The sequence below is a fragment of the Streptomyces sp. NPDC060027 genome (genome assembly GCF_042737005.1).
Classification (GTDB): domain Bacteria; phylum Actinomycetota; class Actinomycetes; order Streptomycetales; family Streptomycetaceae; genus Streptomyces.
The window spans coordinates 35,690-49,980 of record NZ_JBHWVI010000013.1; the positions used below are offsets into that span (position 1 = coordinate 35,690).

The 14,291-nt window shown below is 69.1% G+C and carries 11 protein-coding genes; 7 read left to right on the forward strand and 4 right to left on the reverse strand.

What is annotated here, in order from left to right:
• Positions 1-266 precede the first annotated feature (266 nt).
• The 3 genes from ACFWBT_RS05585 to ACFWBT_RS05595 all read right to left on the reverse strand — a co-directional run bounded on the left by ACFWBT_RS05585 (position 267) and on the right by ACFWBT_RS05595 (position 3,150).
• Positions 267-1,049, reverse strand: coding sequence for an intradiol ring-cleavage dioxygenase (locus ACFWBT_RS05585; protein WP_385696268.1), 783 nt, complete (start codon positions 1,047-1,049; stop codon positions 267-269).
• A gap of 388 nt (positions 1,050-1,437) precedes the next feature.
• On the reverse strand, positions 1,438-2,208 hold the full coding sequence (locus tag ACFWBT_RS05590) for a DUF817 domain-containing protein (protein WP_385696271.1): 771 nt from the start codon (positions 2,206-2,208) through the stop codon (positions 1,438-1,440).
• 102 nt (positions 2,209-2,310) lie between these two features.
• Positions 2,311-3,150 (reverse strand): aminoglycoside N(3)-acetyltransferase, encoded by an 840-nt coding sequence (locus ACFWBT_RS05595; protein ID WP_385696273.1) that lies wholly within the window; start codon positions 3,148-3,150, stop codon positions 2,311-2,313.
• Positions 3,151-3,314: 164 nt separating this feature from the next.
• On the opposite strand from ACFWBT_RS05595, the gene ACFWBT_RS05600 reads away from it, so the two are divergent.
• Positions 3,315-3,581: a hypothetical protein gene (locus ACFWBT_RS05600; RefSeq protein WP_385696275.1), complete on the forward strand. Its 267-nt coding sequence runs from the start codon at positions 3,315-3,317 to the stop codon at positions 3,579-3,581.
• A 540-nt stretch (positions 3,582-4,121) separates the two neighbouring features.
• Here ACFWBT_RS05600 and ACFWBT_RS05605 read toward each other — a convergent pair.
• Complete coding sequence (locus ACFWBT_RS05605; RefSeq protein WP_385696278.1) at positions 4,122-5,900, reverse strand: SpoIIE family protein phosphatase; 1,779 nt, start codon at positions 5,898-5,900, stop codon at positions 4,122-4,124.
• Between the two features lie 776 nt (positions 5,901-6,676).
• Here ACFWBT_RS05605 and ACFWBT_RS05610 point away from each other — a divergent pair.
• The 6 genes from ACFWBT_RS05610 to ACFWBT_RS05635 all read left to right on the forward strand — a co-directional run bounded on the left by ACFWBT_RS05610 (position 6,677) and on the right by ACFWBT_RS05635 (position 14,250).
• A complete protein-coding gene (locus tag ACFWBT_RS05610; RefSeq protein WP_385696281.1) occupies positions 6,677-8,326 on the forward strand; it encodes a phage tail sheath family protein in 1,650 nt (549 codons plus the stop codon).
• Positions 8,327-8,337: 11 nt separating this feature from the next.
• A complete protein-coding gene (locus ACFWBT_RS05615; RefSeq protein ID WP_385696283.1) occupies positions 8,338-8,862 on the forward strand; it encodes a phage tail protein in 525 nt (174 codons plus the stop codon).
• 4 nt (positions 8,863-8,866) lie between these two features.
• A complete protein-coding gene (locus ACFWBT_RS05620) occupies positions 8,867-9,589 on the forward strand; it encodes a hypothetical protein (RefSeq protein WP_385696286.1) in 723 nt (240 codons plus the stop codon).
• 1,177 nt (positions 9,590-10,766) lie between these two features.
• Positions 10,767-11,933: a DUF4255 domain-containing protein gene (locus tag ACFWBT_RS05625; protein WP_385696288.1), complete on the forward strand. Its 1,167-nt coding sequence runs from the start codon at positions 10,767-10,769 to the stop codon at positions 11,931-11,933.
• A complete protein-coding gene (locus ACFWBT_RS05630; RefSeq protein ID WP_385696290.1) occupies positions 11,930-13,996 on the forward strand; it encodes an ATP-binding protein in 2,067 nt (688 codons plus the stop codon). Before ACFWBT_RS05625 ends, ACFWBT_RS05630 begins: the two co-directional genes overlap by 4 nt.
• Entirely contained in the window at positions 13,993-14,250 is a 258-nt protein-coding gene (locus ACFWBT_RS05635) for a hypothetical protein (protein WP_385696292.1), read from the forward strand. The genes ACFWBT_RS05630 and ACFWBT_RS05635 overlap by 4 nt, the downstream gene beginning before the upstream one ends.
• Positions 14,251-14,291: the final 41 nt, after the last annotated feature.

The window sequence follows — 14,291 nt, forward strand, 5'->3', positions numbered from 1 at the left end:
GTGGCAGCCCGCGACCCGAATCCGAAAGGGAGGCATCCGGTGAAGTTGGTCGTTCCCCTCTGGAGCCTTGTATCGAGCGTTGCCTGAACGCGCGTTGTCGGCACGCATTGGAGCAATACCGGGCTGGCCGACCGCCGCGTGATCCGGCGGTCAGCGCCGCTCCGCATAACTCGCATGTCCTGTGCCGGGTCATTCCCGATTCCTGGCCGCGGGATTCCTGGGCGAAACCTTCCGGTCTCATCGGTTCGGCCGCCCGAGAGGGTGCGTCAGGGCGTTGCGGCGGGATTGACACCGAGGATGACGGTGCCGACTACTCCCTTGCCGAGGTCGCTGCCGGCCTGGGTGATGCTCAGCAGGGTCGAGGACCCCCCCTTGCGATATATGCCGTCCCTCGCGTTGAGGGTGCGGGTCGCGGTGTTGTTCCGGTAGGGGGTCAACGCGGCGATTTTGGTGTTGTACGTCTCGGGGAAATAGAGCTGGCCCGTGTGGGAGACGTGGCCTCCGTGGTACGTCCCGTTGGACACGGTGCCGCCGGCATGGGTCTTGAGGTGGATGTGGATTGCGCGGCCGACGTACCAGCCGGGATAGACGGTGGTGAACTCCGCGACGCCGGCGGAGTCGGTCAGCTGTACGCCTCGCAGGAATGTCGTGTCCGGCGTCGAGCCGCCCGCGACGTAGCCGGAGTAGACACCGAGCGCGTCGCACTGCCAGATGTCGACTGCCGTGTTGGGCAACGGGAAGCAGGTCGCGGTGTCGACGACCGTCACGCGGAGTGTGAGTGGGACGCCCGCCTTGCCCTCGGTGATGTTCTTGCGGACCGTCTCGAGGTCCAGATAGTAGGGGCCTTCGGTCTGCTCGGGCGTCAGGACACAGGCAGCGGCCAGTCCGGTGGCGGCCTGGGGCGTGTCGCCTGGGTCTGCGGCTGCGGCTCGCGAAGCCGGGATTCCGAGAGCGGCAACACCGAGGGCTGCTCCGCCCAGGGTGGCGAGGATGGATCTGCGGGTGGCGTCGGTCTGCTCCGCAGGTTCGTGGTGGGGGGTTTCAGTCATGCCGCCACGATGGCCCGTGCAGCGGCATACCGGATCGGTCGGACAACCGATGACTCAGGTGCGTTACGAAACCCACCGCGTCGCCAGGTCCAGCCCGGTCCGGCCGCGGGCCCGAACTGTCAGCAAGCCGCACACATCGTCGGGAGTGCGCTGCGAGAAAGCCCTGCGTGCAATCCGGCACCGAGACCGTCACCGCGAGGGCACTTGTTGATCGGGACCGTCGACGGCCGGATTCTGGAGTGCTCGGTGCGGCGGTGATTCCGAAGGACCCATCTCCCCGGTCCTGTTGGCGGCCGCAACCCTGGCCCGAAGAGCCGAGGCCGGCGGCGCCTTGGCCGGCGCCAAGCGCTCGAGTGGAGGGGATGCGGACGCTGTCGCCCTCAGACGCTCAGGTGAGATCCGCTCGCCGTCTGGTCGCCGCGACGAGCACGAAGGTGACGCTGATCAGGAGCGACCAGGCACCGAACTTGTCGAAGGAAACCGGCTGCCATTCCTGGAGCTGGTACGGGTAGCGCCATGCGCCGAGGTAGGTGGCGATGTTCTCGGCCAGCCACAAGAAGAATCCGATCAGCGCGAACGAGAGCAGCAGCGGCATGCTGTAGCGGGCTTTACCCACGCTGAACCGCACCGACGTACCGGCGGTCGCCACGGCGAGCAGTGCGGCGAGCGGCCAGCGCACATCGGGCAGCCAATGGTGGGAGAAGAAGTTCACGTAGATGGCGGCGGCCACGGTCGCGGTGGCCCAAGGGCGGTAGCGGATGAGCTCCAGCTCCATCAGCCGCCACGCGCGGCAGACGTAGCTGCCGACGGCGGCATAGAGGAACCCTCCGTACAAGGGCACACCCGCGATCTTGAGCGCCGCGGGCTCCGGATAGCTCCACGAACCGTGAGCGACCTTCACCAGCTCGAAGGCCAGTCCGATCGCATGGCATACGGCGATGACCGCGACGTCGCGCCCGGTCTCCCACCCGCGCAGGCGGAAGACCAGCGTGAGCAGCAGCCCGTAGACCAGCAGCAGGTCGTACCTGGCCACAGGCAGCTTCGGTGCCAGGGTCGAGAGGGCCATGCCCGAGAGCAGCGCGACAGCGAACGCGCAGGAGCGCGTTTGGAGCCGGGCGAAGACCAGCAGTTGCTGGACCGGGGCGACGATCACGGTCATGAGGGGAGAGACGTGCTGGTGGAGGAGGTGGTTCCTCGCCTGGCACAGGCTCCACCGGCCGTTCAGCGGCCCTGCCGACAACGTCCGCGTCCGCGTCCGCGCTCATGAGTCCGCTGGGCGCTGTTCGGCGGTCACGCGATGTGAGGGGAGCCAATGTCGGGCGTAGTCAACGGAGTCCACAAGGCTCAGCAGCCTGCAGTGAGCCGCCCCGATCAGGCTGCTTCGTACGTGCTCACCCGCTGCTGCCCGTTCAAAGTCCGCTCCGAGCCTGCCGAAGTCGCTGTCGTCCAGAGCCACGTCGTCGTATGACCACCACTGCCGGAGCCCGTTCCTTCGGACCACGCACCGGTAGGTGCGGCGCGGGGGATCGGGGACGCGGTACTCCCCGAGGTGGAACGCGGTGCACCGGTCGAAACCGACGCCCAGCAGGAGTACGCGCGCTCTCAACTCGTACAGCCGGGCAAGGGGTGAGTGCTCGCCGAGGTGGCAGTCCGGATGATGGTTGTCGGTGATCCTCGCGGCTTGAGGGCCCCGTGCGGCAAAGGATGTCTGTGGATGGCCGCTGCGCACGGAGCGCGCGTCGCATCGAACTGTCTCCGCCAGAACCCCCATGCCCGTAGAGGGGGTCGTCTCGGGGTCGAAGGGCGGCATGGTGTTCCGAAGGGCAGCGCGCTCGCGGTCGCTCAGACCGTGAATGCGGTCCCGGTACACCGAGGAGGTGTCCGAATTGCCTGAAGTGAACGTGGGAACGACCAGGGTTCCCCGTGTGCCCAGAACGCGACCGAGTGCACCCAGTACGGAGGCAGCACCACCCGCGACCCTCCCGAAGGAGCTCAGCGATGCGTGAACCAGCAGGATGTCGCCTTCTTCGACACCCAGTTCGGCGAGCCTGCGAGTGATCGCAGGCTCGGTGAGCCCATCGATGGCGGAGATGGCGCGCACGGTTCTCCCTTCCCGCCGCCCCGCGGCAAGGTGGGGGAGTGTGGTCGGTGACGGCTCATCCTGACATCCTCCCGGGCCTGAAAGCCCGGGCTTCCCGCCTGCTCTCACACGTGTGGGGGCTGCATCTTGATCACCTCCTCAGGTACCCCCTAGGCTCCCCTGCCATGGGGGAACGGGGCCACAACCAGCATCCGTGGCGCGAGCGGCCGGTCGGTCGTCGTGCGGTCATGGCGCCGCTGGCCGGGGTGGTGGGCCTGGCCGTTCTGGGTACCGTGTTCGTCTTTCTGCCGGGGGTGGTGGTCGACCACGATCTGGCCGGAGCCGCTGTCGCGCCGCAGGAACGGCTGAAGGCCGTGAACGATGTCCGGGCCGCTTGCGCCGTGGGCCAGACGCCACCGGAAGGGCGTCGGGAAGGGCGGACGGAGGCTTGAGGGCGGACTCCAGACGGCCGGTGCCCCACCGGCTCGCCGCGCTCTCGTCGGTGAGTACGGCCTGGAGAGTGGCTTCGACCTCTTGCTCCGCCGCGTTCGACAACTGGTGACCAGCCGTGCGAGCCAGCTGTGCGGCCTGCCGGGACAGCGCGGCCACGACCTGGCGTCGTTGCTCGGACAACTCCTTGACGGCGTCGGTGTCCAGGCCTTGGTAGGCCGCGCGCAGCGCCTGTCCCAGTTCCAGGAAGCGTCGGCTTTCCTCCGGCTCGGAGCGCAGCAGCAGATTCGACGCCCAGGCCGCGAGTGTGGGGCGGCGAGCGGCATGAACGAGGCGGGCATCCTCAGCGCGACCCGCGGTCCTGGCGGCAGCCGCCAACTGTTCGCGACGCGCCACGAAGTCGGGCGGGGCGGTGATGTACAACGCGTCGAGAACAGCCTCCACGTCGTCCGGAACCTCGTCCGGAACCTCGTCCCGTTCACCCTTTCGTTGCATGATCATCAGACTCTCCCGAGCCGGACCTCTGCGCATCCTGGAATTGGTCAGGCTCCGGGCCGGTCCTCATCCAGCTCGAACCACACCGTCTTGCCCTCCGGCTCGGGACGGACATTCCACTGGTGGGCCAGGAGGTCGAGGAGGACCAAGCCGCGACCGGAGGAAGAGAGTTCGCCGGGGGCGCGCCGGTGCGGGACGTCGTCGCTGCGGTCGGTGACCTCCACGCGTAGTCGTCTATGGCCCTGCGCCCCCTTGAGATCGGCCCGAAGTCCGGCGGCCTGTTCCGTGTGGACCAAGACGTTGCCAAGGAGCTCGGACGTGAGCAGGACAGCGGTGTCGACCTGTTCAGGACTGGCCCAGTCATGGAGAAGCCCCTGGATCTCGCTCCGGGCTTCGGACAGGCCACGTGCCTGATCCTGTTCGAGGGTGAGGGACAAGTGGCGCTCAAGCAGGGCGGGGCTCGGCTCTTTGGCGTCGCGGCGGAGGAGGAGCAGAGCGATGTCGTCCTCGGTGAGGGATGTCAGAGGGGGCCGTTCCTCCGGGTCTTGGGGGGCCACGACCGCCCCCAACAGCCGGTCCGCCAGGCCTTCGAGGTCCTCGGAGGTGCCGGGAGCGAGAGCGTTGCGCACGCGGAGCCAGCCGGAGTACATGTCGTGGCCGCCGGTCTCGATCAGGCCGTCGGTGCACAGCATGAGGATCTCGTCCTCGCGGAGGGTGAGGACGTTGACCGGGTAGTCGTCCTCTCCAAGACTCAGGCCCAGCGGCAAGCCGCCGCGCAGGTGCTTGAGCAGGCAGGTTCCGTCGGGGAGCCGCAACACAGGGTGTGGGTGTCCGGCGCGTGCGATGCGCAGGGTGCCGGTGGCGGGGTCGGCCTCCAGGTAGATGCAGGTGGCGAAGCGGTCCTCGTCCAGTGCGGCCAAGAACTGAGAGGCCCTGACCAGGACCGCGTCGGGTCCGTGTCCCTCGGCCGCGTAGGCGTGGATCGCCGTGCGTAGCTGGGACATCAACCCGGCGGCGTGCACGTCGTGGCCCTGGACGTCGCCGATGACCAGGCCGAGGCGCCCGTTGGGGAGGCTGAGGGTGTCGAACCAGTCGCCGCCGACCATGAGGCCCCCGCCGGTGGGAACGTACCGGGCGGCGACGGTGAGGCCGTCGACGCCGGGACCGGTACGGCTCATGCTGCTGCGCAGGCTCCGGGAGAGGGCCAGGTCGGCCTCGTCGGCGTATGTGCGTTCGATGGTCTGGCCGAGGAGGCGGGCCACGGTCGTCAGGAGGGCGCGCACGCCATCCGTCATCTCCACCGGAGCTCCGAAGGCGGCCACCCAGACACCGGTCACCTGGCCGTACGTGATCAGCGGCAGATAGGCCCACGCGTGGTAGTCCTCCTGCTCGCAAGGCTGCCGGTGGAGAGGGAAGCGGGCACGGTATTCATCCAAGGATGACAGGAAGACGGGGCGTCCCGTACGCGCCGCTTGTGCACCTGGGTGGTCGGTGTCCAGCGGAACCCGGAAATCGTCGCCCCCGCAGTCCCGAAATCCGAGCTGGTCCACACAGTGCAGACGCTCACGGTCCGAACGAAGGACCATCTGGCTGCGCAGAGGCAGCGAGGCGTCGGCCAACCGGGGGACTATGGCCAATGCCTCACGCAACGACTCGGCCCGCGCGAGCGCGTGCCCTGCCACCAGGAGGCTGGTCTCGCGGGCGCGCCGGCGGTCCGAAGAAGCACGGGATCCGCCGGCGACCGGGCCCTCCATGCGATTGAGAGCTTCGACCTGGCGCACCTCGGCGTACTCCTCGGAGCTGCGGATCTCCCCTCCTCCACCCACCTGCGCACTCCCGTCATGGCTCGGCGTACTCCCGTCCTCCCTATGTTCCGCCGGGCCCAAGCGGGCCGCCTGCTCAGTGCGGTGATCGTCAGTGACTGGCCGAGGTGGCGCGTGCACCTTGCCGATGCGTAGATACGTGCGGCTCTCCGCCGCGTGCGGATCACGTGCTATTCCACGGCCGCGCGCGGCCCGGGCAGCCCCCACTCACTGGGTCACTGGGTCACTGGGTCACTGGGCGCGGTTTCGCGAAGCGGGCGGCCAGTCATTCGACCCGGTCCCAGGCGTTCGGCCTCCGTTCCCGGCTTCCGCCTCCCGGCCTCCGTTCCCGCGTCTGCGGCGTGATCCAAACGACAACCCCTAAAGGCTGCCGAGCCGGTGTTTCCGGCTGTCCCGTCCGTGCAACGGCCAAGGGCAGGCGCCCGCTCGTGGGCAGGACGGCTGATCAGCCCCAAGGCATCACTCCATCGAAGGAGAGAGCTCTCTCCTGCACCCCACCCGCCGCGCAGTCTGCCTACGCTGCGTAAAGGATCTTCGAACAGCGTCATTCACCGTTCGCCGCCTGCGCGGCCGCCTCGGCTTGCCGGAGACCCGTCGGCAGATGCCCGGGGCAGGCGGCGTATCCGGGCCGGAGAAAAGAGGCTTCCATGCCTGTGAGCCCCACCTATCCCGGCGTCTACATTGATGAGGTCAAGAGCCCGGTCCGGACCATCACTGGAGTCCCGACCGCTGTCGCCGCGTTCGTCGGATACGCGCCCCGCGGACCGGTGGACCGACCGGTGCACATCACCAGCTGGGCGGACTACGCGAGCGTTTTTGGCGGCCTGCACCCGGACAGTCCGTTGAGTTATGCCGTCTACCAGTTCTACATGAACGGTGGCAGCGAGGCAGAGATCGTCAGGGTGGTGGGCGAAGTTGATCCCGTGAGGCTCCCCGTAGGTCGCTCGCAGGGGGCAGCTGTCAGTGCTCCCGCCCCCGCCTCGGCTCACGCTCACGCTCCCCAATCCGAGTCCGAAACCGACACCGAGTCCGAGTCCACCGAGGCGGTTGCCAAGACCCGGGCCGCCAACTCCTCCCTCAGCGGCGTCACCGGCGGGCCTGTCCTCCTGGCCGCCAGCCCTGGTTCGTGGGCGCGGAATCTGCGCTCCCGGGTCGACTACGACACCTCGGAAGGCCTGAACCAGGATCCGAAGAAGCGCAAGCTGTACAACTTGACGATCCGGGACACCGGCACCGGCGCGGAGGAGAGATACCTCAACGTCAGCATCGAGAAGGACAGCCCCCGCAGTCTCGAACACCTGCTGGCCAGCTCCCAGCTGGTCAAGCCGGACACAGACCACCGCATCGACGAGCTGCCCCACGCGAACGACACGCCGGAGACCCCCGGCACCGACCCCTTGGCCGATCCCGAGAAGCCGGACGAAGCCAAAGAATACTTCCGCACCCCGGGCCAAGCCGGCTCCCCCGACGACGTCATGCCAACAGGGGCCAGCTACAGGTATTCCCTAGGCGAGAGCGACAAGACAGGCCTCTTCCAACTTCTGAAAACAGACATCTTCAATCTGCTGTGTCTGCCCGGCTGCCACGATCTCGCCAACTCTGGAGACGTGAAAGGACTTCTGCAAAGGGCGCTGCAGCTTTGCGTCGACCGACGTGCCATCCTGCTGGTGGATCCGCCCAAGATCTGGACCAACCGATCCGGGGGCGCCGCCCTGTCGCTCGACTGGGTCGCGGACTTCGCGAAGAACGGCGACCCGTCCCTGCCCGAGGGTGAGCCCACGAAGAACGCCGCACTCTACTTCCCGCAGGTCGTCGCACCCGACCCGCTGCGCCAGGGCGCGCTGAGGCCGTTCCCGCCCTGCGGGGTCATGGCCGGCGTTCTCGCGCGGACCGATGTGCAACGCGGCGTCTGGAAGGCCGCGGCGGGCACGGACGCCTCACTCAACGGCGTCAGCGAGTTGGAAGTGCCGCTCACCGACCTGGAGAACGGTCGGCTCAACCCTCTTGGCATCAACTGCCTGCGCCGCCTGCCGGCCGTGGGACCGGTGGCCTGGGGCGCGCGCACCATGCGGGGAGCCGACCGCCTCGCCGACGAATGGAAGTACCTGCCGGTGCGCCGGCTTGCCCTGTTCGTCGAGGAGAGCCTCTTCCGGGGGACCCAGTGGGTGGTGTTCGAGCCCAACGACGAGCCGCTGTGGGCGTCGATCCGGCTGAACGTCGGTTCGTTCATGAACTCCCTGTTCCGTTCGGGTGCCTTCCAGGGACGGACACCCCAGGAGGCCTACCTGGTCAAGTGCGACCGGGAGAACAACCCGCAGAACGACATCGACCGCGGGATCGTCAACGTCCAGGTCGGCTTCGCCCCGCTGAAGCCGGCCGAATTCGTGATCGTCCATATTCAGCAACTGGCCGGGCAGATCCAGGTCTAGGAGGACGACTGATGCCGCAAATCACGCGCCGGGACCCTTTCAAGAACTTCCGGTTCCGGGTGAAGTTCAGTGGATCCACCGAGTACATCGCGGGAATCAGCAAGGTCAGCGGGCTGAAGCGGACCACCGAGGTCATCAAGCACCGTGACGGCGGCGATCCGGGGAGCAGCCACAAACTGCCCGGGCGAACCGAATACGAGGCCATCACCCTGGAACGCGGCTGCACCATCGACACGGCCTTCGAGGAATGGGCCAACCGAGTGTGGAGCCTGCGGAACTCGGCGGGGGGCCTGGAGACCTCCCTCAAGGACTTCCGCCGCGACCTGATCATCGACGTGTTCGACGAGGGCGGTCAGCAGGTGCTCTCGTACTCCGTCCACGACTGCTGGGTCTCGGAGTACCAGGGGCTGCCGGATCTCGACGCCAATGCCAACGGCGTCGCCTTCGAGCACATCAAGCTGGAGCACCACGGTTGGGTACGGGAGCGCACGAACACGCCGCAGCAGCCGCAGTTCAGTGACACGGCGTCGGGATGACCCGATGAGGCCGGAGCTGACCGAGACGCAATTGCTCGGCATGTGGGAGACCGGGGACGGGCAGGCGTCGCCTGTCCGCGCTCTCCTGCTCGCCGCGGCAGCGGCACCGCCCGGCGAAGCAGTCGCCGATCTCACCCTGGCCGACCTGAACGCGCTGCTGCTCGACCTGCGCGAGGGATCCTTCGGATCCGCCCTGCCATGCGCTGCCGACTGCCCGGACTGCGACGAGCCTCTCGAGGTCTCGGTCACCACGGACGAGCTGCGAGGGCCCGGGAGGCTGAACATGCCGGGCCCGAGGCGTGATCCGGCCACGCTGCTGGCCGAGGGGTACGAGGTCACCTACCGCGCACTCACCGGACGAGACCTGCTGGCCGTCGACCCCGCTTCCCCCGGGGCCCGCCGTGCTTTGCTCAGCCGCTGTGTCATCGGCACGGACCCTGCGGCGGAGCTCCTGCCGGAAGGAGTCCTCGAAACAGTGGCGCAACGCCTCGCTGACCTCGATCTGGGCGCCGACACCGTCCTCCCGCTCACCTGTCCGTACTGCCGCCACACTTGGACCGCGGCGCTCGACGTCGCCGACTATCTGTGGGCGGAGGTCGAGGGGTATGCACGTCGGCTCCTCCATGAAGTGCACACGCTCGCGCGCGTGTACGGCTGGTCGGAGTCCGACGTCCTGGCTGTGAGCCCGGCCCGGCGCCGGTTCTACCTGGAGGCGACGGCCGGATGAGCGACTTCGTCGGCCGGCTGCTGCGGGAGCCGGGACCAAGACTGCGGCCGCTGCTGCCGAACGTGTTCGACGCGGCGGCACCACGCTTGCAAACGGACGGTGATTCCGTTCATGCGGTGTCCGCGGAACAGCGCTCTCCGGCACCTGCCGGACAGGAGCCACGTGGCTTGACCCCGCCGACGCCGGGACCAGGGCCGCAGCACGAACCCGATACGGCGCCGGAGCCACGGCCGGGTCAGGGGCCCGAAGCGAGGACGACCGCACCGGAGGCGGGGCAGGGGCCACGGACGGCACCGGCAGACGGTACGACGTCTGGCCGGCCGCTGCCCCGGGCATCGTCCAGGCCAACAGACGTGACCGGGGCCCTCCTCGGCCCCGGCCTGCACACCGACAGCCCTCGGGCCGACATCGCCCCGCGGCGCGCAACGGTCCCGCAGCCCGACGCCGGACCGACGCCGGACAGCGACCCACGGCCCGGGCCCCGACCACGATCCCCCCTCGCACCGGCAGCGTCCATCGAGCCGGGCTCGGATGCCCCACCCGGGCCGTCCGCCACCCTTGCGTCGGGCACCCTTGCGTCGGGCACCCCTGCGAGACCGACCACCACCCCCGGAGCGACCACCATGCCGGGTGCGGTCGGCACTGTGGACCCCAAGGTCGTCGCAGAGCCAAAGAGCCGCTCGTCGCCGACGCCGAAAGGGGTGTCCGCGGACGGACCCCAGGGCGGAGACCGGTCGCACTTCGTCGTGCCGTCCGAGGCGCGGGTTGCCGCTGCCCAAGTCGTCCTGACCTCCGTGCAGAGCGACGGGCCTGCGCCCGGCGATGATCGAGTTTCACCAGCTGCCGCAGACATGCTCGAAGTCGACCTCCCCGTACGCAGCGGTCCGCCTTTCGCACCCGCAGCCCGGCCGAGCGCACCGGGCGACCGTGCCCACACGTCCCACGCTGTCCGGCCCGCGGTCGCTCCCCTCGCCGCCACCGCACCGCACACGGAGGTGCGGGCGCCTGTCACTCCGGTGACCGCCGAAGCGGTTGTACGCATCACCATCGACCGGCTCGAGGTACGGGCTGCCCCGCCACCGGCCGTGTCACCCCGCTCGTCTCCCCGGCGGCCCCAGCTCGGTCTCGATGAATACCTCCGGGGGCGGTCGTGAGCGACGCCTTCGCGGTAGCCGCCGTGACGGAGACTCTCCGCGCCATCCTGCAAGGCGCGCTGGGCCGCATGGTGCCCGGAATCATGGTGACCGCCCTACCCCCTGACGAAGTGGTCGTGGAGCACCCCGCCGCCGGACTCAACATCTTTCTGTACCAGACATCGGTCGACGGCGGGTGGCTCAACGCCGACCCTGACGGCATGCTCCCCGGTGAGACCCGCCGCTCCATGCTCCCCCTGGTCCTGCACTACCTGGTCACCCCGTACTCGAGCGGGGACGCGGCCCCTTCAGCCGCCCACCGCATCCTCGGCGTCGCGATGCTGGCCTTGCTCGACCACCCCGAACTCCGTCCGGCCGACCTCAAGTCCGCCGCTCCCTTCAGCAACCTCCACCAGCAAGGCGAGCGGGTGAGAATCACTCACGTCCCGCTCGGCGTAGAAGACAACTCCAAGCTGTGGACCGCGTTCCAGAGCCAGTACCGCACCTCGGTCGCCTACGAAGCCCGCGTCGTGCTGATCGACAGCACACTGCCTGGGCGCGCTCCCCTGCCGGTCGTACGCCGGGGCGAGGACGGCCGAGGCCTCGATGCCGCCGCCAGCGCCGCCGGCCGTTGGCCGGCGTTGGACGCGATCACGGTGCCGGTCACGCTGCCTGGCCACGACCTCGTCCTCACAGGGCAGCGACTCGACGCCGGTGTCCCGTCTCTTCGTCTCGCACATTCCTTGCACGGCAACCGCCTTGTCCAGGACGTCCGGAAGATCAGCGACACCGAGGTACGTGCGCCTCTCCCCGACGATCTCGCTGCCGGCACCTGGTCGGCGACCCTGAGGCTCACGACGCCCGACGGAAAGGAGCAGACCACCAAGGCCCTCCCGGTGAGCATCGCCCCGAGGATCACGAGCAGCCTGCCGTTGCCCGTCGAGCGTGATGCCAGAGGTACTGCGTTGGTCGAGGTGACGTGCGAAACTTCGGTGCACCCCGACCAGCGCGTCGAATTGCTCGTCGGGGAATTGCCGGTGCCGGCAGAGCAGTTCGACCGGGCCACCCGTACGCTCCGCTTCCGGGTGGCCGATGCCCGGCCCGGTCGGTACGCGCTGCGATTGCGGGTCGACGGTGTCGACAGCCCTCTGCTGGATGCCAATTCCGCTCAGCCGCGGTTCGCCGCCGACACAGCGGTGGTGGTGACATGACGACGACTTCCGCGTCCGAGCCCGAGATCCCTACCGGCCCCCTGCGGACGGCGAACTCCACATCGGCGCGGGACCCGGAGGACAGCTGGCAGGCGGACAACGACCGGTATCTGTCCGCCGCGCTCGCATGGCTACGGTTGATCCTCCGTGCGTACATCGAGCAGCGATCCGGACCCGCCGCCACTACCGTCGCCGAGGGAGAGCTGAAGGCCGCCGAGGAGGACATGCAACACGCGGCCGAGGCTCACCCTCCCCCTGCCCTGATCAGTCTCGGCCGTCTGCTCGAGCTCTCCCCCTTCGAACGGCACACGCTGCTGCTCTGCGTCGCCCAGGAGCTGGACCCCTCGATCGCCGACCTGTGCGCCCAGGCCCAGGGCCGTCCCCTGCCGTCCGGCCCGACCTTCGCACTGGCTCTGTCCCTCTTCCCGGACCCCGCCTGGGACATCATGTCCCCCTACCGCGGGCTGCGTTTCTGGCGGCTCGTGGAGATCGGCCGGACGGCCGAACAGCCTCTGGTAACCAGCCCGCTGCGCGCCGACGAGCGGATCGTGAACCACGTCAAAGGACTGGACTACCTCGACGACCGCCTCGAGCCCTTCCTGACAGCCGTGGAGTCGCACGTCGCGCCAACTGGACTTGCACCGCCACGGCACTCCGCCGAGGGGGAGATCACGGATTGCTGGCGGCCGACACCCTCCTGGACCGGCGGCCGGCTGCCTGTCATCCAGCTCCTCGGCGCCGACAGCGAGAGCAAACAGTCGGTCGCCGCGCAGTCCGCCGCCCAGCTGGGTCTGCTGCTGTACAGGCTGCCGGCCGGGCTGCTTCCTGGGCCGACGGCAGAACTCGAGAGCATCGCGAGGCTCTGGCAGCGGGAGGCCCTGCTGCTCCCGCTCGCCCTCTACCTCGACGCGGACGACACCGAGCTCGTCGGCACGGCAGACGACGCGAGGGACCGGCTGGTCGGGCGCTTCCTGCAGCGAAGCGGCGGCCCGTGCTTCGTCGCGACCCGGGAGTTGCGGCCCGACGTACCCGCCCCGACGCACGGGGTGGACATCGCGCCCCCTCCGGTCGCCGAACGCGCAGCCGCCTGGAGGACAGCGTTCCCTTCGGCGGACGCGGACCGGCTGGCCGGCCAGTTCGCGCTGGGCCTGTCCGCGATCCAGGAGATCGCGACGGCGTCGGGCACCGACCCCGACACGGCCTGGCGCACGTGCTTGGCTCGCACCCGGCCGCGCCTGGGCGCCCTGGCCCAGCGCCTGGAGCCGAAGGCGAACTGGGACGACATCGTGCTGCCCGCCCAGGAGGCCGCCCTGCTACGGCAGATCGGCGACCAGGTGGCGCAGCGCTGCACGGTCTATCAGAACTGGGGTTTCTCAGAGCGACACAACCGGGGACTGGGCATCAGCGCCCTGTTCACCGGTCCGAGCGGTACCGGCAAGACGATGGCCGCCGAGGTCCTCGCGCGGCACCTGAGTCTCGACCTGTACCGAGTCGATCTGTCGGCGGCCGTCAGCAAGTACATCGGCGAGACGGAGAAGAACCTGCGCCGGCTGTTCGACGCCGCCGAACCCGGCGGCGCCATCCTCTTCTTCGACGAGGCGGACGCGCTGTTCGGCAAGCGCAGCCAGGTCAAGGACTCCCACGACCGGTACGCCAACATCGAGGTCAGCTATCTGCTGCAGCGAATGGAGGCATACCAGGGGCTGGCGATCCTCGCCACGAACCTGCGTCGGTCCCTGGACACCGCGTTCCTGCGTCGGCTGCGATTCATCGTCCCCTTCGCCTTCCCCGACACCACGGAACGTCGCGAGATGTGGGCGCGGGTCTTCCCGGAAACAGCCCCCGTCGACCCCCTGGACCTGGACCACCTCGCCGGGCTGCCGCTGAGTGGCGGAATGATCCGCAACATCGCACTCAATGCCGCCTTCGCCGCCGCCTCGGCCGGTACCGCGATCGGGATGGCGGCGGTCCTGACGGCCGCCCGGACGGAACTGCGCAAGGTGGAAACGCCGCTGTCCGAAGGCGACTTCGTCTGGGACGGCGCTGCGGGGGTGACAGCATGAGAATCGAGCTGCACATCGGACGACTCATCTTCGACGGCATCGCCCCCGGCGACACCGCCGTCCTCCGTACGGCCCTGGAATCCGAGCTCGGCGACCTGCTGTCCCGCGACCCGGTCGCCCCCCGCCAGGACCACCACCTGCGCCGCGCCACCCCGCCGACGATCGCCGCCGCAGCGGATCCCGCCGCTTTCGGACGCCATATCGCCCGGGCGGTCCACGGCAGCCTGCGCCTGCCGCCGGGGAGAGCGGAATGAAGGAACGCGCTGACCGAGCGGGCACACAGCCCGCCTCGCCA